Here is a 22,715-nt window from a genome sequence, read left to right as displayed (position 1 = left end):
TTCAGAAACGGATTGTGGAGCCAAACGGGAACCTATTAGCGCTGCTGATAGGCCTCGGCCCAGGCCAGAGCGGCATCTGCCGGTAGGGGCTTGCTGTAGAAAAAACCCTGAGCCTGCTCACAACCCATGTCAATCAGCTTGTCCTGCATGGCCTGGGTTTCAATGCCCTCTGCCACTACCCGGCGCTTGAAGTTCTTTGACAGGCTGATGATGGATTTTACGATCATCTCATCGTCCGCGTTGGTGAGCATGTCGCTCACAAACGAACGGTCGATCTTGATTTCCTGCGCCGGCAGGCGGCGAAAGTGGTCCAGCGAAGAATAACCAGTACCAAAATCATCCAGGGATACTTGCACGCCCAGATTCCGGCATTTCAACAGAATGCCCATGATTCTTCCAGAATCGTTCAGCGCCGTGGTTTCCAGCAATTCAATAATCAGGCTCGAGCGTACATCTGGATCGCAATCCTGCAAAGCCGCCTGCAAATCCGCTACAAACCTATCGCTAAGAAGGTGCGTAGGGCTCAGATTGATACTCAGCGAATAAGGCAGCCCCAGCTGTTTCCAATGCTGCAGCTTGGCCACCGCGTCTGCGATAACAAACCGGCCCACCTCTGCGGCGTATTCCGTGTGCTCCACCTGTGGCAAAAAGCTGATTGGCCCGAGTAACCCTTTCTCTGGGTGATTCCAACGGATCAAGGCCTCGAAACCTTCCACCCGATGGTTAGCCAGAACAATTTTGGGTTGCAGATACATTTCAAACTGGCCTTCGTCCAAGGCCTTCGCAGCCTGCTCCAAAATCCGTCCCTGCTCAATGCGGCTCACATGAGTCTCGAAATCAAAAATGCTGTAGCGATTGCGACCGGCGTCTTTTGCCACATACATCGCCTGATCGGCATGTCGCAGTAACAGATCCGGTGTGGACTGATCCCGCGGGTATAGGGTAACGCCCATACTAGCGGCCAGATTGAGCGTGACATCCTGGTGGTGTATCGGCCGCCGAATCGCTTCAAGCATACGCTCGTAAACCGCGTTATTTTCCACATCGCGGATAATGGCGACAAATTCATCGCCGCCCAAACGGGCAATAATGTCGCACTCACGAAGAATATGCTGAAGCCGCGCCGCAACGGTTTTCAAAACCGCATCGCCTACTGAGTGGCCGTAATCGTCGTTGATCTCTTTAAAACCGTCCAGATCAATAAAGCAGATGGCCAGGGCGCCTTGGCGCTGATCCGCGAGTGTCAGCTCCAGTTCAAACAATTCAGTTAACCGCCTGCGGTTGGGCAAACCCGTCAGCGAATCGAAATTTGCCGCCTGTTCAAGTCCCTTCTGGTGTTCCTGCCGCTCCTGATACATGCGCTTGCGCTCAATCAACTGGCCCACCGTCTGCAGCAGCGGTTCAAGCTCCGCGGCCAATTTGTTGGTGTACCCCACGGGGCGATTGGCAAGGCCCAACAAACCAACGCGGTTATCACCAGAAAATATAGGAACGCCCATGTAGCGAGTAATCTGTGGTTGGCCGGGCGGCAATCCGCCGGCTCTGCTATCGCTTTCAAACTCGTTACTCAACAGAACTTCGTCTGACAACATCGATGCGCCGATGAGGCTATCCAGCCGTTCGAAAAGCATGCCCCGCGTTTTTCGCTGCTGAAAGCGCTTTGCTGACTCCGAACTCCAGGATATATCGGTTATGGCACCTACGCGCAAATAAGGACTGTTGTCGCTATTGGTCAGGATTTCACCAATAAACCCGAACTGACTGTCGGTCAACACCAGCAGATCGCTTAACAGGAGTTCAAACGCGGCGTCCTGATTGTCATCTGTGTGGAAAACGTTCTGAGCCCGCTGAATAGCACGGTTCAGCCGCGACACTGGAACCTGCTTCTGATACTGCGACGCGTGATAAAAACGTTCCACTTCATCTTCAACCAGGCTGGCAAGCGCTCTTAATACATCCAGCTCGTGTTCCGGAATGTCACGCGGTTTACGATCCATAACGCACAGGGTGCCCATTTTGAACCCACCAGGCTCCCGCACGGGCATACCGGCATAAAACCGAATGTGTGGTTCACCCGTCACCAGAGGGTTGCTACAAAAGCGTTCATCTTTGGTCGCGTCCGGGACGACGAACACCGAATCCTGTCTGATGGCGTGGTCGCAAAAAGCGACGCAGCGCGGTGTCTCGCTGAAATCCAGACCGCGTTTAGATTTGAACCATTGCCGCTTTTCATCCAGCAGCGAAAATAGGGCAATAGGGGTATTGTAGAAACGCCGCGCCAGGTTGATCAGGCGATCAAAGCGTTCTTCTGACTCTGTATCCATGATTGCCAGCCGCTCAAGTGCGGCGAGGCGGCGTTTTTCCCGATTTACTGGGTCCATAAGCTTCTTCCCATAGCGCCGGGTAGATAATGCTGCGGCCATCTAAGTCAACCGCTATGTAATACTACGACTGAACCCGATACGCGGTTTTAAGGTGCTCTCGGCGTCAAGCATTCGCTCTAAGCACTTATCCACAGACTGTTTGCCATGCACCGTGATACTGACCGAGCTCTCGGCAGGCGCCAACGTGCCATTAACAATACCATGAATTTCACAGTTTGAACTGTGGCTAAACTGGGCCAGACTGCACACTGCACAGCTTCCAATGCAAAGCCACGACCAGATTCACCGGCGCGCGCAGCATTAATTGCTATAAATTAGCTTGCTACTTTAATGGCCGTAGATTCAATATTAGACAAGGGTATCGGCGGTTTATGCCTGGTCTATCCTCGAGGTTAAGCTCTTGAAAAATAACATTTTCAGCCACCTTCTTTTATCCCTCATGACACATCCGAGCTGGCGCTGTCAGGAAGGGATAGCAACGTACACAAGCTTGTAATGCAGCGAAAATCTAAGATACGGCCTGCAGCTTAGCGATGGTTTTTTGCGCCAACGGTGACAATTCTGCGCCTTCGCTGTTTGCATAAGCGATCACCTGCTGCTTCATGCTGCGAGCCCAGAATTTCTGCAGGTGGCCGGCGGCAACGTCGGTCACCTGGTCGTCGTCACCGTGGTGCAGGTTGTTGGCAATAATCTGGTCGATCATTTTGATCAGGTTGGTTATTTGCTGGTCACTCACAAGGTATTCTCCTGAACAGTGTCGTCAACGGGGGCGTAGATGACGTGGCGGCCCGGCCGGGCAAAACCGATAAGGTTCATGCCGCTTTCGCGGGCTTCTCGGATAGCAAGAGCCGTTGGCGCGGATACCGCCACCAACGTGCTGATGCCAACGCTGGCGCTTTTCTGCACCATTTCAAAACTGGCGCGGCTGGAGATCAACGCAAAACCCTTGTCGAAAGCCTGATCGCCACCCTCACGCAGGCAGACCCCGATCAACTTATCCAACGCGTTATGGCGGCCAACATCTTCTCTTGCCTGAACAATCTGCCCGCTGCTATCGCACCAGGCCGCCCCGTGGGTGGCGCCGGTTTGCAGCTGCAATGGCTGGTGATTTTTCAAGCTATGAAGCGCAGCCTGAACCGCGTCGTCTGCGGGCAACGGCTGCGCCGAAACCCGAGCAATAGCCCGCGCCACGTGAGCCAAAGATTCAGTGCCACAAAGACCGCAACCGGTGCGGCCCACCATGTTACGACGCTGCTCGCGCAAGCGCGCATAACAGTCGCCCGCTATGTGCATGTCTAGTTCAATACCGTCTTGCGTGGGTTTTAGCTCAATGCTGAACAGCTGCTCTGGCTTTTCAAGAATACCCTCACTGATGCTGAAACCCAGAGCAAAGTCTTCCAGGTCACAGGGCGACGCCATCATCACCGCATGAGACACGCCGTTGTACACCATGGCCACCGGCACTTCTTCGGCGACCCAGTCTTGGCCTGGCGCCCGGTCAATGCCTCCGCGCACGTCCACCATCGCAGCGCTCACCGGCGTAGGGCATTCACCGGTGGGCGCGGCTGTGGCGTCAGGCGATCCGTTATTTGAGGGCGCTTGCATGGGCATCAGCCGAATGCTCCTTAGCCGGTTTTGCAAAGTCCTGCTGGCGTTTGTCGAAGTCAACAAAGTTACGCTGCCAGTCAGATGGCTGGGACACTTTTTCTACCTGCACGGCGGTCACCTTGTATTCCGGGCAGTTGGTGGCCCAATCCGAGTTATCGGTGGTGATTACGTTGGCACCGCTGCCCGGGTGGTGGAAGGTGGTAAAAACCACGCCCGGTAACATCCGGGTACTAAGCTTCGCCCGCAGCACGGTGTGGCCTACGCGGCTGCTGATACCCAGCCAATCGCCTTCTTTTACACCGCGCAATTCGGCATCACTAGGATGCAGTTCCAGCAGGTCTTCCTCGTGCCAGTCGCTATTAGCGGTACGCCGGGTTTGTGCGCCCACGTTGTACTGCGACAATATCCGCCCAGTGGTCAGCAGCAGCGGGAAGCGGCGGCTGGCGCGTTCTTCGGTGGCCAGGTATTCGGTCACTGCAAAGCGGCCCTTACCAATCGGGAAGTCCAGAGTGTGCATGGTGGGCGTGCCGTCTGGGTGCTTATCGTTACACGGCCATTGAATACTACCCAGCCGTTCCAGCTTGTCGTAATTCACACCGGTGAATGACGGCGTCAACAACGCAATTTCATCCATGATTTCAGAAGGATGGTTGTAATGCATCGGGTAACCCAAGGCGTTTGACAGCGCCATGGTGACTTCCCAGTCTTCCATGCCGGCAATCGGTTCCATCACTTTGCGCACACGATTGATGCGGCGCTCGGCGTTGGTGAATGTGCCGTTCTTCTCCAGGAAGGTGGAGCCTGGCAGCAACACGTGAGCAAACTTGGCGGTTTCGTTCAGGAAAATATCCTGCACAATCAGGCAGTCCAGTGCTTTTAAAGCGGCTTCCACATGGTGGGTGTTGGGGTCTGATTGGGCAATGTCTTCACCCTGAACATACAACGCCTTGAAGGTACCGGCGATGGCGGCGTCAAACATGTTGGGAATGCGCAACCCGGGCTCGTGGTCAATTTCCACACCCCACACCGCCTTGAAGCGTTCTCGCACTTCCGGGTCACTCACGTGCTGATAGCCCGGCAATTCGTGGGGGAAAGACCCCATATCACAAGAGCCCTGAACGTTGTTCTGACCCCGCAACGGGTTCACACCGCCGCCTTCGCTGCCGATGTTGCCGGTAGCCAACGCCAGGTTGGCAATGCCCATCACCATAGTAGAACCCTGGCTGTGCTCGGTAACGCCCAGGCCGTAGTAAATCGCGCCATTTTCGGCTTCGGCGTAAATTCGCGCCGCTTCCCGAACCTTGGCGGCCGGCACGCCGGTGATTTCTTCCATGGCTTCCGGGGAGTTGCGTTCCTCGGCAATAAAGGTGCGCCAGGCGTTGTAGGCCTCCGTATCGCAACGGCTATTGATAAATTCTTTGTCTTCCAGACCTTCGGTCACCACCACATGGGCCATGGCGTTTACCATCGCTACGTTGGTGCCGGGTCGCAGCGGTAAGTGCAGCCCTTCGTCAGCGTGAGGCGTTTTCAAAACGTCAATACGGCGAGGGTCAATCACCACCAGCTTGGCGCCCTGGCGCAAGCGCCGGCGCATCAGCGAGCCAAACACCGGGTGGGCGTCAGTCGGGTTAGCACCAATGACCACAATGACGTTGGCTTTCATCACTGAATCAAAAGTCTGGGTACCGGCGGATTCGCCCAAGGTGGTTTTTAAACCGTAACCGGTGGGGGAATGGCACACCCGCGCGCAGGTGTCGGTGTTGTTGTTGCCAAACGCCGCCCGCACCAGCTTTTGTACCAGATAGGTTTCTTCGTTGGTGCAGCGTGAAGAGGTAATGCCGCCAATGCTTTCACGACCGAATTCGGCCTGAATGCCTTTGAGTTTTTTGGCGGAGAACGCCAATGCTTCGTCCCAGGACACCACTTGCCACGGATCGTTGATGGATTCACGAATCATCGGTTCTTTGATACGGTCTTTGTGGGTGGCGTAGCCAAAGGCAAAGCGGCCTTTGACACACGAGTGGCCATGGTTGGCGTCGCCGCCTTTGTAAGGAACCATGCGCACCACTTCTTCGCCTTTCATTTCGGCTTTGAACGAGCAACCCACGCCACAGTAGGCGCAGGTGGTGATCACGCTGTGTTCCGGCTGACCGGCGTCGATCACGCTCTTTTCCATCAGCGTGGAGGTGGGGCAAGCTTGCACACAAGCGCCACAAGACACGCATTCGGAATCCATAAACGGCTCGTTCTGGCTGGCAGAGACGATAGAATCAAAGCCGCGGCCTTCGATGGTCAGGGCAAACGTGCCCTGTACTTCTTCACAGGCGCGCACGCAGCGGGAACACACGATGCACTTGCTGGGGTCGAAACTGAAGTACGGGTTAGAATCGTCAATTTCCGCGTCTAAATGATTCTTGCCATCAAAACCGTAACGCACTTCCCGCAGGCCTACCACGCCGGCCACATCCTGCAACTCGCAGTCGCCGTTGGCCGGACAGGTCAGGCAGTCCAATGGATGGTCAGAGATGTACAGCTCCATGATGTTGCGGCGCAATTTTGCCAGCTTTCCGGTCTGGGTGGTCACGTCCATGCCTTCAGACACCGGCGTGGTGCAGGAAGCTGGGTAGCCACGGCGACCTTCGATTTCTACCGCACACAGGCGGCAAGAGCCAAAAGGCTCCAGGTTGTCAGAGGCGCACAGCTTCGGAATGTTGATGCCCGCCAGCGCGGCCGCCCGCAGCACAGAAGTGCCTTCAGGAACGGTAATCTCGCGGCCGTCGATAGAAACCGACACCAAGGTTTCGGACACCCTTGCCGGGGTACCGAAATCAAAATCGGGGTTCAGAGCGCTCTTGCCGGCTTCGTAGTTCTGGGTGCCTGGATCGTAATAGTGCAACATGTTATGCCTCCACTGGGCGCGGGCTGGCCATCAAGTCTTCTGGAAAGTGTTTCATCACGCTTTGCACCGGGAAGGGCGTCATGCCGCCCATGGCGCACAGTGAGCCGTCCACCATGGTTTCGCACAGTTCCTGCAGCAATACCAAGTTGTTATCACGGTGTTCGCCGGCACGTATGCGGTCAATCACTTCCACGCCGCGCACTGAGCCAATTCGGCAAGGCGTGCACTTGCCACAGGATTCTGCGGCGCAGAACTCCATCGCAAAACGGGCCTGCTCGCCCATATCCACTGTGTCATCAAACGCCACTACACCGCCGTGACCAATGCCCGCTCCCAATTTGGCGAAGGCTTCGTAATCCATTGGCGTATCCCACTGGCTTTCCGGCAAATACGCCATTAACGGGCCGCCTACCTGTACCGCCCTCATGGGCCGGCCGGTGAAGGTACCACCGCCAAAATCTTCCAGCACTTTGCGTAAACTTGCGCCGAAGGCCAGTTCAATAAGGCCTCCGTGTTTGATGTTGCCCGCCAGTTGAATCGGCAGGGTGCCTAAAGAGCGGCCCATGCCGTAGTCTGCATAGGCTTTGCCGCCATGGGCCATGATGTAGGGCACAGCGGCCAGAGACAGCACATTGTTCACGACTGTAGGCTGTCCAAAAAGGCCCTTTATGGCAGGTAGTGGCGGCTTGGAGCGAACCAGCCCGCGCTTGCCTTCCAGGCTTTCCAGCAGCGAGGTTTCTTCGCCACAAATATACGCGCCGGCGCCCAAGCGAACTTCCAGACGGAAGCTGCGGCCGTTGCCGCAGACATTATCGCCCAAATAACCGAGTACTTCGGCTCTGCGGATGGCTTCGTCCAGCATCTTTTGCGACAGCAAGTATTCCGAGCGCACGTAAATAAAGCCCAGAGTGGCACCGACCGCCAAGCCGGCAATAGTCATGCCCTCTATCAGCATGTAGGGGTCGCACTCCATCACCAGGCGATCGGCGAAGGTACCGGAATCGCCCTCATCGGCGTTGCACACCACGTATTTCTGCTGGTTTTGGGGTTCGTCCAGCACGGTCTGCCATTTTATGCCGGCCGGAAAAGCGGCGCCGCCACGGCCGCGCAGGCCAGACACTTTTACTTCGTCCACAATGCCCTGAGTGGTCAGCGCAGCTGCTTTCTTCAGGCCGGCAAAACCGCCGTGGGCAATATAGTCTTCAATACAAATCGGGTCGGTAATACCAATGCGGGCAAACGTCAGGCGTTGTTGTTGTTGCAAGTACGAGTGCTGAGAAATGTCCCCCAGAAACAGCGGATGCTCGGGGTTACCGTCAAACAAACCGGCGGCCACCAGCTCGTCCACTTGCTCCGGTTCCACCGGACCATAAGCCACACGGCCATAAGGAGTTTGTACTTCCACCAGAGGTTCCAGCCAGAATAGACCACGAGAGCCGTTGCGTATCAGGTGAAGTTCAATATTTTTCTGGGCTGCCGCCTGTTGGAGTTTCTGTACTACGCGGTCTGCGCCCAGAGACAAGGCGGTGGTATCGCAGGGCACATAAATTGTTGTTGTCATGGAGTTTGCTACTGCCTTTATTTTAGCTGAAGAACAGACGTTGTGAGAGCGTCTACCAGCTGGTCAAATTTCTGCGGCGTCACGCGGCCGATGATGTCATTGTTCACACGAATAGACGGGCCACAGGCGCAGTTGCCCAAGCAATACACAGGCACAAGAGTGAACTCGTTGTCGGCGGTGGTATCGTGATAGCCCACACTTAGGCGCTCCTGAACGTGGCGCTCAAGAGCGCGTCCGCCGCGAGCCTGGCAGGCTTCAGCACGACATACCTCCAGCAGATTGCTGCCGGACGGGTGAGTGCGGAAATGGTGGTAAAAGCTGATAACACCGTGAATATCGGCGCGGGTCTGCTGCAGCATTTCAGCAATAATGGGTACAGCGTCTTCCGGTACATAACCAACGCGGTCTTGTATAGCGTGCAGAATAGGTAAAAGCGCACCGGGTTTGTGCTGTAGGGCAGCGACTTCCTGACGAATAATCTCAGGACTCCAATCGCCTGCCACAGGCATGGACATAACCGCCGCTTTTGGGTCGGTTGTCTCTAACATATGCATAATTGTTCCTACCTGTTTTTATTTTGGTACAGTAGCCGATCTCTCAACAGTAACTAAACTAGCACTCTGCCCCAACCTACGGAATATGAATTAAAGTGCATAATAAAAAACTAAATATCTCACCCGCCTGGATTTTCCGTACCGCCAACGGAGAACTGTTTGAGCCGATTCTGTTCCGCTTGCTTGAAGGCATTCGCGACACCGGTAAACTTACCGCAGCCGCTACAAACGCGGGCATTTCCTATCGCCACGCTTGGAACCTGCTTAACCGTGGCGGCCATATTATTGGCTTGCCACTGGTCATCATGCGCAAAGGCCAAGGCTCCCAACTGTCCCCCCTGGGCGAAAAACTGCTGTGGGCCGAACATCGGGTCGACGCGCGCTTAGGGCCGCAAATAGACAGCATGACTGCCGAACTGAATGACCAGATTCAGCAACTGCTGGCCAACACAAAACCAACGCTGCGCCTGCACGCCAGCCACGGTTATGCAGTGGCGCTGCTGCCCGAAGTGGCAGAACAGCTGAACATAAACCTGCAATATCGCAATCCTGCGGAAGCGATTTCCGCGCTCAATCGGGGTGAATGCGACATTGCCAGCTTCCACCTCCCTACTTGTCCGCAGCTGGCTCGCCAAGTTTTAAGCCACTACCTGGATTTACTCAGTGACGGCAGCCATCGACTGATTCGTTTTGTGACCAGACGCGAAGGCCTGATGCTGCGCAAAGGCGAACATCCGCAGGTGCGCAGCCTGAAAGACTTCAGCGAATCCGGATTGCGCTTTATCAGCCGCGACTTACATTCCGGTACCCGTATCCTGTTCAATCTGCTGCTAGAGCAGCAAGGGTTAGATGCAAACAGCATCAATGGCAGTGGCCAGCAAGAATTCACCCACACCGCCGTGGCGGCGTTTGTGGCCTCCGGCATGGCCGATGTGGGCTTTGGTGTGCAGGCCGCAGCCGACCAGTTCGGCCTGGACTTTTTGGAACTGGCCTGCGAGCACTATCTGCTGATCTATCGGCCAGAGCACCTGTCGCAAAGCGCGCTTGACCATCTGATTGAGCTACTTCGTGCACCCGAACTGCTTGAACGCATCGACAGCGTTCCAGGCTATCAGCCCGACCAGCCCGGCCAGATTACCGGCTTTGACGAGCTAATCGCTTCTGACCAATAACCTAGAACCGGCCGGCCCTGCTCGTTAAAACAACGCCGCCGCTTTGGCCAGAGCAATGTACAGGCCGATCAGGAACGGTATACCCACCGCCATCCAAGCCAGCACACCGGTAATCCCGAAAGTTCCACGGGCGGCGGTTTGGGCGTGAGACGACACACCGCTGTCGCGCTGCAACCTCCGCTCGCCCTCCAGCTCTGCGTCGGTCATGTGCAGTAAATGATCTACTGGCTTGATCAAGCTGTTACAGATCAGACCTACTACCAATAAACCCGCCATAATGTACAGCGTGCGGTCGTACACCAGAGCAGGCTCTATTCCCGCCTCCAGCTGCACCTCGCGAATCAACGCAATAACCACCGGTCCAACAAGCCCTGCTGCCGTCCAGGCGGTTAACAGCCGGCCATGAATCGCACCCACCATTTGAGTGCCAAAAATATCAGCCAGGTACGCGGGTACCGTGGCGAAACCACCGCCGTACATACTCAAGATCACGCAGATGGAAATGACGAACATGCCCGCCATACCCAAGTGTCCCCAAGTGGGCAACAAGCAGTACATGGCAATACCGAGAACAAAAAAGATGAGATAGGTGTTTTTGCGGCCAAGCTTGTCCGACAGCGATGCCCAGAACAACCGACCAACACTATTGAACAGACTGATCAGGCCAACCAGCCCGGCAGCTGCTGCCACAACGGCTGTTTTCTGCGCGGCGGTCAGCGCCACTGCAGAGCCTTTAATGCCCACAAGCGCACCGCCAAAAACATCCTGCAGCATGGGGCTGGCCATGGAAATCACCGCAATACCCGCTGTTACGTTCAAAAACAGCACGCTCCAGATCATCCAGAACTGGTGTGTTTTCCAAGCTTTACTCAGATGTACATGGCCGTGAGTGATCATGGCATTGGCCTGTTTACCCTGGGGGGGTTCCCAACCCGTTGGTTTCCAACCATTAGGTGGCACGCGAAAGCCCAGAGCGCCGGCCATCATCACAAAAAAGTAAATGACGCCCATCACCATCAACGTGCTGGCCACACCTTTGCCACCGTCCACAGAAAAATAGCCCATCAACCAAACCGCCAGTGGAGCACCCACCATGGCCCCACCGCCGTAACCCATAATTGCAAAGCCGGTCGCCATGCCGCGGCGGTCGGGAAACCATTTAATCAGCGTAGACACCGGAGTGATGTAACCCAAACCCTGGCCAATACCACCTAGCACACCGCAGCCCAGATACAGCAACCACAGCTGATGGGTCATGACACCTACGCCACCCAGAATCATGCCTCCACCCCAGCATACCGCTGCGATGGCGCCGGCTTTACGCGGGCCGGCGTGTTCCAGCCAGGCACCCCACACCGCGGCCGAAATGCCCAGCATGGCTATAAAAATACCAAAGGTATAAGTCACATGGCTAACGGCCCAATTGCAGGACGTGGTCGTCATTGCCTGAAGTATGCCGATATCGGCGCAGGCCACCGGGTCTGCAGCCGTTACCAAATTGGCCATAGGCAGCCAAAACACCGAAAAGCCATAGGCCATGCCGATGCAAAGATGAATCGCCAGCGCCGCAGTGGGTACCAACCAACGGTTGAAATTGGGGCCTGCAACCGTGTTTTCACGGTCAAAAAAACCGGGGTTGGAGCGCGCCTCGTCGCCGTTTTGTAAACGGTCTTGTGCCATGCCATCCATCAATAACCTCTATTTTGTTGTTGTCGTATTGTTATTTATCACAGCTTGGAATTGATCACTCAGCACCAATATATGCACGTAAAAACATATATCGCTGACTGATAAATTTGCGGGGTTGAGTATTAATGTGATTCTTTGGATAGTCAAACAGCAAATAGGTATTTAACGTATGAATTCATATGCATATATAACTCTCGGCAACTGCCCTTTAGCGCCCAACAACAACGCCTGCGACATACCCAGCGCAACTCGCACCGACTCTACTTGTTAACCGTGCCAGCTATGGGCAGACTTAAAGCAAGCCAACACGATCCTTTTGCCTGGCCCTGCTTGCCATTCTTGATGTGGAGTTGTGATGGACCCGATTCTCACCCTGGTGGGTGCCCTGATGCTGGTTATCAGCATTGTTTTAAGCCCGCTTTCTAGTCGGTTGGGCATGCCCGTACTGCTGATTTTTTTGGCAGTCGGCATGATCATGGGTCAAGACGGACCCGGCGGCATTCGTTTTGATGATTACCAGCTGGCGTTTTTAATCGCCAGTCTGGCCCTGGGCGTAATTTTGCTGGACGGTGGCATGCGCACCCGCGCTGAAACCTTCCGTGTTGGCCTGCGCCCGGCTCTGGTATTGGCAACTCTCGGTGTTTTTCTAACCGCTGCCGGCGCAGCGGTCGTGGCCTGGTGGGTGTTCGATTTGCATTGGATGCTGGCGTTACTGGTTGGCGCTATTATCTCGTCTACCGACGCTGCCGTTGTGTTCTCGATGCTTCAAGGCAGCGGCGTTCATCTCAACGAGCGTGTCAGCGCCACCTTGGAAATCGAGTCTGGCAGCAACGATCCCATGGCCATTTTCCTGACGTTGCTGATGGTCACACTGATTGGTAACGCAGGCGAAAACACCGTTGGCTCCGCTCTGCTATTACTGGTAGAACAGTTTGGTATCGGCAGTGTTGCCGGGCTGATCGGCGGCGTTGCAGTTGTCGCACTGGCCAATCGGATGCGCCTGGCACCGCCGCTTTACCCACTGCTGGTCGCCGCCGGTGGTATTGCCGTATTTTCCGCCACCAACGCTCTGGGCGGCAGTGGCTTTTTGGCGATTTACCTGACCGGCGTGGTGATTGGCAACCGGCCCGTACGCATGATGCCGATGATTCTGCAGGTGCACGACGGCTTGGCTTGGCTAGCGCAGCTGTGCCTGTTTTTGATGCTTGGGCTTTTAGTAACTCCATCGGAGTTGTTGCCCTTGGCGGGCGGAGGCCTGATATTGGCGCTGGCTCTAATCTTCGTGATTCGGCCGCTCACCGTATTGGCCACGCTCTGGCCATTTGGCTTCAACCGCCGTGAGCTGGGTTTTATCAGCTGGGTGGGTCTGCGCGGTGCGGTGCCTATTGTGCTGGCACTGTTCCCCATTATTGCCGGCCTGCCAGACGCGCAACTGGTGTTCCATGCCGCTTTCTTTATCGTGCTGGTGTCATTGCTGGTTCAGGGCACCACCATGGCGCCTGTAGCGCGTTGGCTAAAACTGGAAGTGCCCGCCGACAACGCGCCGTTTCGCCGCTTTCCGCTGGACGCCCCGGCCGCCGGCGACCATGAATTAATGCTGTTTCCGCTGAGGGGCAAAAACTGGGAACTGCCGCGGCGCCTAGACCAGCTCAAACTTCCAGATAACACGGCGGTGGCCGGCGTATTCCGCAACCGCCTGTGCCTACAATCACAACCCGATCTTGAAGTGATTCAGGGCGACGTTGTCGCCGTATTTGCTACCCCAAGCGTTTTACCGGACCTGAACAAATCACTCAGCGGGGCCTACGCTCCCGGTCACTTGGCCGAACGTGCGTTCTTTGGCGACTTTGTGCTGAACGGCGACGCTCTGCTGGGCGATGTAGAGCAGGTTTACGGCATTGAATTTGATGAACTGCCGCCAGACTTGTCACTTGCTGAATGTTTTGCCCAACGTACCAAAGGCCGCCCGGTTATTGGCGACCTGGTCGCTCTGGGGCCGGTTACGCTGGTGGTGCGCTCAATGAACGGCGACATCGTTGCCAAGGTGGGCCTGAAAATGGACGCCCAGCAAAACGCAGCCGAAGCAAAACATAACAACACCAAAGATGACAAAACCCATTAACAACTGCTCCTTCAGTCATGATATAAACATTCTAAATTAACTTTAATCATCGGTACGTCGGTTTTATGGGTCTGGGTCGATTGTTTGTTTTATGTTCACTGCTGCTCACTTTGCTCACGCCCCAGGCCCTGGCTTCGGATTTGCTGGCGCGAGCAGACATCCGTCTTCCATTTCCGCATTCGTCAGACATCGACCAGCTACCGTCCATCACCAAAGTACTGGTGCAAAAAGGCGAGCGTTCACTGCAGTTACTCAGTGGTGAGCAGGTTGTCCGCCAATATCGCATTTCGCTGGGTGACAACCCCTTGGGCCACAAGCTTTACGAAGGCGACAGCCGCACCCCAGAAGGCGAATACTCGCTGGACTGGCGCAACGCCGGCAGTTCATTTCACAAGTCTATTCACATTTCCTACCCCAGCGCCAAAGACCGTGAAATGGCCGAAAACTGGGGCCTGAACCCAGGCGGCAGTATCATGATTCACGGCCTGCCCAACGGAACCGACGACAATTTTGCTTTTGCTTTTTTGGGGCTTGATTGGACTGACGGTTGCATTGCTGTCAGCAATCAAGAGATTGATGAAATCTGGCAACTGGTAAGCGATGGCACACCGATTGAAATCCTGCCCTGAAGCCCTTGTTAAAAAGTAAGCTAAGTGTCGGCATTAGAATAATTTTCTGACATGGAACGCGGTGTAATATTACGTTGTTGTCATAAGCTTCGGACATTTACCTACGCTTAGTTAACATTTGGTGGCAGACTGATTTACACTATCAACTGGTTCGGCATTCAATCGCCAATCAGACCTGTATTGACAGGAGGTGAGTTGACGGGACGTCAGCTACATTGATTATCGGACTTCGGGAAATACAACGACTAATAAGGGGATTTGCAATGCGTAAACTGACGATCGCTGGGTTTGCACTGGCAGCTGCTTTGACTGCTGGTTGTGCCACTACTGATGACGCTGCTATGAGCGAAGCCACTGCTACAGCTAATTCAGCTGAGCAAACGGCTGAAAATGCAATGAACACTGCCAACAGCGCCGCCAGTTCTGCCCGCTCTGCCAAGCAGACAGCTGACCAAGCTCTGGCTGCTGCCAAAGCTGCTCAAAAATCCGCTGACGAAGCCAACGAGCGCGCCAAGCGCATGCTTGACCAAGCCAGCAAGAAGTAAGCTTTGCACTGTAAAAAAGGCCGGTAACCCCGGCCTTTTTTTGTGTCCTGATTTTGTATCTGAAACAACCACGCTTAAGCGCTCTCTGGCGCCTGCGCTTAAAAATACAGCTGTTGCCCAGCATTTTCTATGACCTTTACAGGCTCACCTTTCGCCACCGATGTAATTTTCTCACCAATCACCGTAGGCACGCCGCTCGCTTGATCAACTGCAATTTCAATCGCCCTACGCCGTACTTCCACTTCTGGGTGAGCAATAGCCAGACGTTCCAACTGTTCCACTGTAGCCAGCCAAAGCTTGTTGCGATCCGCTGCAGAATAATCTTCCTCGGGCCGATGTACTTCCAGCCACACCTGACCATTGGCAACACCCACTTTCACTGATTGACGGACTATCTGCACCGGTGTGCCCTTTGCAATCTGATAAGCAAAACGCGAAATGTCTTCGTTATACATGCGGAAACAACCATGGCTTACCGCCATACCGACACCAAATTTTTTATTGGTGCCATGAATTAAATAGCCTTTTTCACTCAAAATAAGCGCATGGCTACCCAACGGGTTATCTGGCCCCGGCGGAATCATCCGCGGCAGGAAATCGCCAACAGCGGCGTGCTCGGCGCGAATACTCTCAGGCGGGTACCAAGCTGGCGACGTCAAAGCCATGGTCACCTGAGCGTTCGTTAACGGTGATGGGTTTTCTTCGGTACCAACGCCCACCGGGTAAACCTGAACGCCGCTGTCGGTAAAGTAATAAAGGCGATATTCCGCCAGGTTGATCACAATCCCTTCGCGCTTCGCATCCGGCATAACATAGTGCCGGGGCAAAGTAATACTGGTGCCTTCGCCAGGCAGCCACGGGTCTACTCCAGGGTTGGCTTTCACCAATTCCAGATAACCCAGAGCCTCAGCGATACCTATATCGGCAAAGGTGTCTTCGTAGCGGGTTTTAAACACACTCAACTGCCCGGCCATATCGCCCTGAATACTGTAGGTAGCCACTCTTGCTGCCTTATCAGCCGGAACAGGATTCGCTGCGCCCTGAGCCAGCAGCAAAGGCGCAAAGGCTGCACTCAGCAACAGTGTCAATAAACGCATTTTCACACCCATAACATTCTACTCAAAGACAGGAACAGACAAAATTCAGACCCTGGACCCAACCAGGAGTTCCATTACGCACAGGCCACAAAATGAACCCGACGGCAGAGCGAGTAGATTACTGGCGCTTGGCTACAAAAGGCAATGAATACCGGCGCTATCAGGTGCGCATTTTCCACACTGGAACAATCGCCAGCGCCAAAAATACCGCCACCATCCACCAGGCAAACTGAAACGCCTCTACGGTGGGCATGCCGTTTTGATGATCACCGTGTTCGATGGCCAATGCGACCATGTTAACACCAAAGGCCCCGCCAAGCTGTCGGGTAAAGCTGATGGTACTGGACCCTGCGCCCAGCTCCTCTGGCGCCAAAGGATTCAACGCACCCATCGACAGTGCCGGCAACATAAAACCTATACCAACCCTTCCCACCGCTGCCCACAGAGCCAGCCAGCCCAGAGGGGTTTCGAAGCCAGACAACGCAAACAGTGTGGCCGACAGCGTAAATGCCAGAATGCCAAAAATAACCAGTTTACGACTGCTGTGTTTGTCCGCCATATTGCCGGCAATAGGAAAAACAATGCCCAAAACGATACCCGCAGGCAACATTAACAAACCGGCCTCGGTGGCACTGGAACCCAATGCGGTCTGAGCGAATAAAGGAATCAGGTAGGTAGAGCCGAACAACGCCAGGCCCATAGCCATGGCGCCTAGATTGGCGTACAAAAACACCGGTTTGCGCAATAGTGCAATATTCACCAAGGGGTGCCTGGCAGTGCGTTCACGCCACACGAATAGCGTCAGGAACAGCAATGCTGCCGCGGCCTCTGAAGCGATGAACGCACCTTGGCCGAGCACATTTTGCAGCCTGTTCAAACTGTCGAGAGATAAACCAATGGCGGCGCCCAGCAAAACCAACCCCGGCACATCCAATGGATAGGGATTGGGTCTATTCTCTGGACTCGGCAGAAAACGCCAAACCATAAACACGCCAGTAGCCGTCACCGGCACTGGCGCGAACATCACGTAGCGCCAAGTCAGTTCGTCTACCAGAAAGCCGCCCAATACCGGCCCCAGGGCCGGTGCCAATACCACGCCCATACCGTAAATACCCATGGCTCGGCCGCGCTGATTGCGGGGGAAAATTCGGAATAACAGATACATGGCCATAGGCTGCATCAACCCAGCCATGGCGCCCTGGCCAATGCGCGCCGCAATAAGTTGCTCTGGGCTAGCTGCAAAGCCTCCCAGCAGGGATATTACGGTGAACAGCGCCATGGCTGTCGCGAGGGTTTTGCGGATGCCGAAATGGTCCAGCAACCAAGAGGAAGCCAGCATGGTGGTTGTCATGGCTGCAATAAAGCCGGTGGCAAGCCAGTGGATTTGGCCCTGGCGCACCCCGAACTCAAGCATGATGTCATACAGCGCCACGTTCACCACGGTAGCGCTGAGTACCGTTGACATGGTGCCTGCCATCACCGTGGCGACGGCAAGCCAGCGCCAGCGCTGGCCGTAGCGCTGCTGCAGACCTGCTACCGAATTGTCTGCCACCGTTTACCTTTGCTTGTGCGCGTTTTCCAGAATCGTTCCAAAAACCCGCAGCGTAACTTCGATGTCTTTTTCGCTGATGCCGTCCAGCATTTCGTCACGCAGGCGATCTGCACGAGTGGTCATCTCGTCCATAAACGCACGGCCACCGTCAGTCAAATGCAGGCGACGGGCGCGGCGATCATTCGGACAAGGGCGGCGCTCAATCAACTCCTGGCCTTCCAGGCTGTCTAACAGACGCACCAGTGTCGGATTTTCAATAGCCATTAAACTGGCCAGCTCGCGCTGGGTTAAACCTTCACCACCCGCTTTTAAATAGAACATGGTGCTCCACCGCGCCTGGGTAACGCCCAGATCTTTCAACCGTTCGTCCAGCATTTTGCGCCAGCGACGGGTAACACGTGCAATGGTAAACGGAAACTGCTCTCTCATCGGTGATTGCTCCTGAGTTTTTGGCAAGCCGCCAGCGCCATGAAAGCCACAGAGCTAACACTGCCTTCAGCTTATTTTATGGAATCATTCAATAATAGCATGCTAACCATGCGCTTAAATACAGATTTGCAATAGTAAGCAATATTTGAAAGCAGGGAAACCAAGGCGCCCGCTTTTTAGCGGGCAGGTGCATCCTGGAGGCCGTCTTTAGCTATTGAGCCTTCATCCGGCTCGCCGTGTGCCGTATCCGCTGCGACCTCTGGCGAATCGGTAAACTCAGCGTTGCGGGGATCCATTTCGGCCAAAACCATAGACGTTTCGGGCATGGCCGGCACAAAGTGCTCCTGATCCTCCACCGCGATATCCTCAGTATGGGTGATGCGATAGCTGGTCGCCGCCGCCAACACGATCAGCGCAGCGGCATAACCATAAAACAGACCCTCTGGGCCCAAAAGCTGTATCAGTTTAGACAGCACCACTGGCCCGATCACGCTGCCAATACCATAGCTGAGCAGCAACGTAGCACTGGCTGCAACAATGCGAGAACTTTCCATGCGGTCGTTAGTGATCGCCACGGCCACCGGATAAATACTTGCGGACAGGCCTGTAAATACCGCCACGGCCAACGTTAATGCCAGTAACTGATGGCTACCCAACATACTAACGACCAAGGCAGCAATGGCCGCCAGCACTGATATCCAGAACATGATTCGACGGCGGTCAAAGCGATCGCACAAAATGCCAATCGGCCACGCCAGAAGCATGGCGGCAAGGATGGCGCAGGCCATAAAGTTCGCGGTCTGACTTACACCCAGGCCTATCAGAGTGGCGTAAACCGGCCCCAGCGCGTAAAAACTGCCAATCAGTATGCCGGTTATTAAGGCCCCGGCCACACCCGTAAACGACTCGCGCGCCAGTTTAACCACGGACAGTCTCGGTGAAGGCGCAATTTCCGGCGCCTCCATTCGCGTCAAGGCCAGGGGCACTAGGGCCAGCACCAATAGAATCGCCGCCAGGGAAAAAGGTACATAATCTGCGGGATTGCCCACATTGATCAATAACTGGCCACCTACAGCCGCCAGCAAATACACCACCTGATACACCGCAAACAGGGTACTGCGGTTGGCATTGGTCGCCCGGGCGGAAAACCAGCTCTCGATGACCACCAGAACGCCGGCCATGCTAAATCCCGAAACCACTCGCAAAATGGCCCAGAAAACCATGTTGATGGCCATGGGATACAACAGTGATGCCACCGCAGCGATGGTCGCAAATACGGCAAAAGCGCGAATATGCCCTACCCGTGATACCACTTTCTGCACAAATAAAGTGCCGAGCACAAAACCAATGGAGTAACACACCAAAACCATACCGATGGTATCCGGCGCAACGCTCTCAATACTCAGGCGGATACCTAGCAGCGTCATCAGAAAAGCGTTCCCGCCGTTCAGCAGCACGATGCTGAGAAGCAGCGCAAACAATGAGACGACCATTCGGGTCATGGCAGAACTCCGGAATTACCAGGTGAGGATATGATGTGGTGTTGGTGATCGCAGCAACGGATGTTTTCCGGTCGAACAGCAGCGCTTTTCAAGCACCGTCATTAAACCAGCCGCAACATCGCCAATGCACTAGGCACTTGCCGCTGTTACTCAGTGTTTTAGCCAGTGAGGACAGGGAATTCTACAATTTTTTACATTAATACGCCGTAACAGATCACATGATTGTGAAAATGTACCATAATCAACTTATGTACAATTGGTGAGTTCAATCGTTATGAAAAAGACAGAATGGCCCATCCGTTGGGACTTATTGGTTCGATATCGCCTGATTGAGGCCGTTGCGTTGTGGGAAGGTCGTCTGACAACCAACCACATTTGTTATAGTTTCGGCATTGGCCGTCAGCAAGCGTCCAAAGACATTAACACCTATCTGCGTGAACTGGCGCCTGGTAATTTGGAATACGACCGTCACTTGAAAGGCTACGTGCCAGCCAGCCATTTCAAGCCGGTGGTTACCCGCGGCGAAATCAGCGAATACCAAGATCTGGTGGCCAGCCAGCAACAGCTCAGCAGTGTGTTTGCCTCACTGGAGGTGCGGCTACCCGGCAGCCATTCGGTTGCAAGCCCCGGACGGGTGATTGATCCAGCCACCATGCGCACTGTGATCAGTGCAATTCGCGGTGGCCGACAACTGCAAGCCAGCTACGTATCTCTCAGCCGCCCAGAAGCGATTCACAGCGTATTGGAACCTCATACAATTGTATGCGCGGGTAATCAATGGCACGTTCGCGCCTGGTGTGAGGCCAATCGTGAATTTCGTGACTTTGCCATCAGCCGTCTACGCAGCGTGCCTGAACTGTTGCGCCAGAAAGTTCGCCACAGTGTGTCCCAAGACGACGACTGGAATCGCCAGGTTACATTGGAAGTGGCGCCAGACCAGCGCCTGTCGCAGCCGCAGCAACTTATTATTGCTAACGATTACGACATGCAACACGGAAAATTAACGGTCACCAGCCGGGCTGCACTGGCGCCCTATGTTCTGGCGCAGCTGGGCATTACCATAAACACCCAGCATCCTGACCCGCTGGTGCAGCAGCTGGAGCTGATTAACCCGGACAGCCTGGGCTTTGGCAGCAAACGCGAGCAGGCGCTTAAAACCATCGCCGCCTGTGGTTAAGATTGAGTTAAGCGCTCGACCGTGCCGTAAGTTCCGCGTGTGATCACACGCCTGCGGTCGATTTTTATCCGCTTATTCTGCTGTTCAATGTTGGTATTCCCAGCGTTAACAGCAGCAAATCCCTGTGGACAACCTGCAACAGTCATTACTGAGGTTCAAGGTAGTACAGACACCTCGGCGCTGGTGGGCCAGACCGTTACCGTTGAAGGCGTATTAACCCAGGACTCACGCCAGGTCGGCGGATTTTCCGGGTTTTACCTGCAGCAGGCTAATACGCCTGCAGACTCTATTCGCTCTTCCGCTCTGTTTGTTTATACCCGTCATAAAGAAGGCCGCTTGGGCCAACGCCTTCGCGTTACCGGCAAAGTCAAAGAACACTACGGGCTTACAGAGCTGGTTGCGGTAAGTGATTTACAGGTGTGCGGCACCCAGGTACTTCCAGCCCCGGTGGAAATGTCTTTGCCTTGGACAAGAGCGCCTGAAAACTTGGAGAACATGCGCGTTCGCATTAACGGCCCGCTCACGATTACCGACAGCCATCAGCTAACGCGCTTTGGTGACGTATCGTTGGCAGCCAAAGACCCGCTGATATCGACCGAGTTCATGGTTCCCGGAACAGCGGCCCTACGCCACGCCAAGCTGGTTTCCGTGAACACACTGGTTCTTGATGATGGCAACGCGCGACGCAACCCGCTCTCACTGAACTGGCTACCAATCTACAACGCCACACAGCCGGGTTCAGCCGCGTCCAGCCTGGTGGCCGGCACCCAGGTTCGCGGCCTGACCGGCGTATTGGATTACCGCTACGGCGCGTGGCGCCTTCAGCCTGATCAGATACCCAGCCTGAAACCACCTCCACTGCCTGACCCGGCGCCGGCGAGGCCAACAAGCGCGAATCTGAGGGTTATGACCCTGAATCTGCATAACCTGTTCAACGGTGATGGCCGCGGCCAAGGTTTTCCAACCAGCCGTGGGGCAAAAACCGAGGCTCAGTACAAGCGCCAACTACAACGTCTAAGCACCGGCCTAAATCAGGCGGGTGCCGATTTGCTGGCGCTGTCTGAACTGGAAAACGATGGCTACGGCAGCAACAGCACCATCGCCCAGTTAGCCGCCAGTCTTGGGCCACACTGGCGCTTTGTGGTGCCGGTTAACCCGGCTATGCAAAGAGACGCCATCCGCAACGGTTTGCTATACCGCGCAGATCGAGTAAACGCGATTGGGCCAGCGCAGTATCTGTTGGGCGACGGCGGACGCCCCTCGCTAACCCAGCGTTTTGCCCTGAAAAGCGGCGGCCTTCCGCTCAGACTGGTGAGCGTGCACCTGAAATCAAAATCTTGCCGCAACGCCAAGGGCGACAACGCACAACAGAACGATGGCCAGGGTTGCTACACCGCTGTAAGAGTAAAACAGGCAAAAACACTGCATCAGCAGCTGGGCCAACTAGACAGAGGTAACGCCTTGGCGGGCACCCTGATCACCGGCGATTTCAACAGCTACAGCAAAGAACAGCCGATCAGTGAACTGGCCCGCGCGGGATACACCAGCATGGTCGCGCACTTCCATCCGTGCACGCCGGTGCGCTGTGAACACTACAGTTATCGCTTTAAAGGGGCTCGGGGGTCACTGGATCACGCCTTGGCTTCCGCGGCGTTAAAACCGTGGGTGCTGTCGGCAAAGGTGTGGAATATCAACGCAGATCAACCCCGAATGGCGGATTACCGCAGCCATTCAAGCCCGCAGCCTTGGCGTTCTTCCGACCACAACCCGTTGATTACCGATATAAAGCTGTAAA

Annotated in this window: 17 protein-coding genes; 6 read left to right on the top strand and 11 right to left on the bottom strand. The window is 55.0% G+C overall.

Translation table 11 applies throughout. The annotated features are described in order from the left end of the window. Positions 1–35: 35 nt before the first annotated feature. The 6 genes from MRBBS_RS00605 to MRBBS_RS00580 all read right to left on the bottom strand — a co-directional run bounded on the left by MRBBS_RS00605 (position 36) and on the right by MRBBS_RS00580 (position 9,000). Positions 36–2,381 (bottom strand): EAL domain-containing protein, encoded by a 2,346-nt coding sequence (locus MRBBS_RS00605; protein ID WP_041635001.1) that lies wholly within the window; start codon positions 2,379–2,381, stop codon positions 36–38. A gap of 511 nt (positions 2,382–2,892) precedes the next feature. Continuing rightward, the gene (locus tag MRBBS_RS00600) at positions 2,893–3,120 is read right to left on the bottom strand and encodes a formate dehydrogenase subunit delta (RefSeq protein ID WP_014869454.1); all 228 of its coding nucleotides are present in this window, start codon (positions 3,118–3,120) and stop codon (positions 2,893–2,895) included. Next, positions 3,117–3,995, bottom strand: coding sequence for a formate dehydrogenase accessory sulfurtransferase FdhD (gene fdhD, locus MRBBS_RS00595; RefSeq protein WP_014869453.1), 879 nt, complete (start codon positions 3,993–3,995; stop codon positions 3,117–3,119). The genes MRBBS_RS00600 and fdhD overlap by 4 nt, the downstream gene beginning before the upstream one ends. Beyond that, positions 3,970–6,891: a formate dehydrogenase subunit alpha gene (gene fdhF / locus MRBBS_RS00590; protein ID WP_014869452.1), complete on the bottom strand. Its 2,922-nt coding sequence runs from the start codon at positions 6,889–6,891 to the stop codon at positions 3,970–3,972. Before fdhF ends, fdhD begins: the two co-directional genes overlap by 26 nt. Before the next feature lies 1 nt (position 6,892). Beyond that, positions 6,893–8,452 (bottom strand): formate dehydrogenase beta subunit, encoded by a 1,560-nt coding sequence (locus tag MRBBS_RS00585; RefSeq protein WP_014869451.1) that lies wholly within the window; start codon positions 8,450–8,452, stop codon positions 6,893–6,895. A gap of 17 nt (positions 8,453–8,469) precedes the next feature. After that, a complete protein-coding gene (locus MRBBS_RS00580) occupies positions 8,470–9,000 on the bottom strand; it encodes a formate dehydrogenase subunit gamma (RefSeq protein ID WP_014869450.1) in 531 nt (176 codons plus the stop codon). Between the two features lie 101 nt (positions 9,001–9,101). On the opposite strand from MRBBS_RS00580, the gene MRBBS_RS00575 reads away from it, so the two are divergent. Beyond that, positions 9,102–10,178, top strand: a complete 1,077-nt coding sequence (locus MRBBS_RS00575; RefSeq protein ID WP_014869449.1) for a substrate-binding domain-containing protein — start codon at positions 9,102–9,104, stop codon at positions 10,176–10,178. Positions 10,179–10,202: 24 nt separating this feature from the next. On the opposite strand, the gene MRBBS_RS00570 is transcribed toward MRBBS_RS00575, so the two are convergent. Further along, a complete protein-coding gene (locus tag MRBBS_RS00570) occupies positions 10,203–11,867 on the bottom strand; it encodes an OFA family MFS transporter (RefSeq protein ID WP_014869448.1) in 1,665 nt (554 codons plus the stop codon). A gap of 355 nt (positions 11,868–12,222) precedes the next feature. Between MRBBS_RS00570 and MRBBS_RS00565 the strand changes: the two genes are divergently transcribed. The 3 genes from MRBBS_RS00565 (at position 12,223) to MRBBS_RS00555 (ending at position 15,163) form a co-directional block, all read left to right on the top strand. Beyond that, positions 12,223–13,989 (top strand): potassium/proton antiporter, encoded by a 1,767-nt coding sequence (locus MRBBS_RS00565; RefSeq protein WP_014869447.1) that lies wholly within the window; start codon positions 12,223–12,225, stop codon positions 13,987–13,989. Between the two features lie 65 nt (positions 13,990–14,054). Continuing rightward, on the top strand, positions 14,055–14,618 hold the full coding sequence (locus tag MRBBS_RS00560; protein WP_014869446.1) for a L,D-transpeptidase family protein: 564 nt from the start codon (positions 14,055–14,057) through the stop codon (positions 14,616–14,618). A gap of 263 nt (positions 14,619–14,881) precedes the next feature. Then, positions 14,882–15,163, top strand: a complete 282-nt coding sequence (locus MRBBS_RS00555) for an Lpp/OprI family alanine-zipper lipoprotein (RefSeq protein WP_014869445.1) — start codon at positions 14,882–14,884, stop codon at positions 15,161–15,163. A 98-nt stretch (positions 15,164–15,261) separates the two neighbouring features. Here the strand turns inward: MRBBS_RS00555 and MRBBS_RS00550 are convergent, their stop codons facing one another. From MRBBS_RS00550 to MRBBS_RS00535, 4 genes are all read right to left on the bottom strand, one after another. Continuing rightward, on the bottom strand, positions 15,262–16,272 hold the full coding sequence (locus MRBBS_RS00550; protein ID WP_014869443.1) for a L,D-transpeptidase family protein: 1,011 nt from the start codon (positions 16,270–16,272) through the stop codon (positions 15,262–15,264). A gap of 148 nt (positions 16,273–16,420) precedes the next feature. Then, entirely contained in the window at positions 16,421–17,812 is a 1,392-nt protein-coding gene (locus MRBBS_RS00545) for a DHA2 family efflux MFS transporter permease subunit (protein WP_014869442.1), read from the bottom strand. A 3-nt stretch (positions 17,813–17,815) separates the two neighbouring features. Next, positions 17,816–18,241: a MarR family transcriptional regulator gene (locus MRBBS_RS00540; protein ID WP_014869441.1), complete on the bottom strand. Its 426-nt coding sequence runs from the start codon at positions 18,239–18,241 to the stop codon at positions 17,816–17,818. A gap of 176 nt (positions 18,242–18,417) precedes the next feature. Then, entirely contained in the window at positions 18,418–19,743 is a 1,326-nt protein-coding gene (locus MRBBS_RS00535) for an MFS transporter (RefSeq protein WP_014869439.1), read from the bottom strand. A gap of 274 nt (positions 19,744–20,017) precedes the next feature. Here MRBBS_RS00535 and MRBBS_RS00530 point away from each other — a divergent pair, with 274 nt between their 5' ends. Both MRBBS_RS00530 and MRBBS_RS00525 read left to right on the top strand, forming a co-directional pair. Continuing rightward, the gene (locus MRBBS_RS00530; protein WP_014869437.1) at positions 20,018–20,920 is read left to right on the top strand and encodes a helix-turn-helix transcriptional regulator; all 903 of its coding nucleotides are present in this window, start codon (positions 20,018–20,020) and stop codon (positions 20,918–20,920) included. An 87-nt stretch (positions 20,921–21,007) separates the two neighbouring features. Further along, complete coding sequence (locus MRBBS_RS00525) at positions 21,008–22,714, top strand: ExeM/NucH family extracellular endonuclease (protein ID WP_014869436.1); 1,707 nt, start codon at positions 21,008–21,010, stop codon at positions 22,712–22,714. The last annotated feature ends 1 nt before the right edge of the window (position 22,715 follow it).

The sequence above is a fragment of the Marinobacter sp. BSs20148 genome (assembly GCF_000283275.1).
Taxonomy (GTDB): Bacteria; Pseudomonadota; Gammaproteobacteria; order Pseudomonadales; family Oleiphilaceae; genus Marinobacter; species Marinobacter psychrophilus.
The sequence above is the reverse complement of the archived record's forward strand: the minus strand, read 5'-3'. Positions and strand labels throughout refer to the sequence as shown.

What these genes read in the sequence shown, in the direction of transcription:
- MRBBS_RS00555 (WP_014869445.1), top strand. Translation starts at nt 14,882, where the DNA reads ATGCGTAAACTGACGATCGCTGGGTTTGCACTGGCAGCTGCTTTGACT.
- MRBBS_RS00525 (WP_014869436.1), top strand. Translation starts at nt 21,008, where the DNA reads ATGTTGGTATTCCCAGCGTTAACAGCAGCAAATCCCTGTGGACAACCT.
- fdhF (WP_014869452.1), bottom strand. Translation starts at nt 6,891, where the DNA reads ATGTTGCACTATTACGATCCAGGCACCCAGAACTACGAAGCCGGCAAG.
- fdhD (WP_014869453.1), bottom strand. Translation starts at nt 3,995, where the DNA reads ATGCCCATGCAAGCGCCCTCAAATAACGGATCGCCTGACGCCACAGCC.
- MRBBS_RS00550 (WP_014869443.1), bottom strand. Translation starts at nt 16,272, where the DNA reads ATGGGTGTGAAAATGCGTTTATTGACACTGTTGCTGAGTGCAGCCTTT.
- MRBBS_RS00585 (WP_014869451.1), bottom strand. Translation starts at nt 8,452, where the DNA reads ATGACAACAACAATTTATGTGCCCTGCGATACCACCGCCTTGTCTCTG.
- MRBBS_RS00540 (WP_014869441.1), bottom strand. Translation starts at nt 18,241, where the DNA reads ATGAGAGAGCAGTTTCCGTTTACCATTGCACGTGTTACCCGTCGCTGG.
- MRBBS_RS00565 (WP_014869447.1), top strand. Translation starts at nt 12,223, where the DNA reads ATGGACCCGATTCTCACCCTGGTGGGTGCCCTGATGCTGGTTATCAGC.
- MRBBS_RS00535 (WP_014869439.1), bottom strand. Translation starts at nt 19,743, where the DNA reads ATGACCCGAATGGTCGTCTCATTGTTTGCGCTGCTTCTCAGCATCGTG.
- MRBBS_RS00570 (WP_014869448.1), bottom strand. Translation starts at nt 11,867, where the DNA reads ATGGATGGCATGGCACAAGACCGTTTACAAAACGGCGACGAGGCGCGC.
- MRBBS_RS00580 (WP_014869450.1), bottom strand. Translation starts at nt 9,000, where the DNA reads ATGTTAGAGACAACCGACCCAAAAGCGGCGGTTATGTCCATGCCTGTG.
- MRBBS_RS00605 (WP_041635001.1), bottom strand. Translation starts at nt 2,381, where the DNA reads ATGGACCCAGTAAATCGGGAAAAACGCCGCCTCGCCGCACTTGAGCGG.
- MRBBS_RS00560 (WP_014869446.1), top strand. Translation starts at nt 14,055, where the DNA reads ATGGGTCTGGGTCGATTGTTTGTTTTATGTTCACTGCTGCTCACTTTG.
- MRBBS_RS00530 (WP_014869437.1), top strand. Translation starts at nt 20,018, where the DNA reads ATGAAAAAGACAGAATGGCCCATCCGTTGGGACTTATTGGTTCGATAT.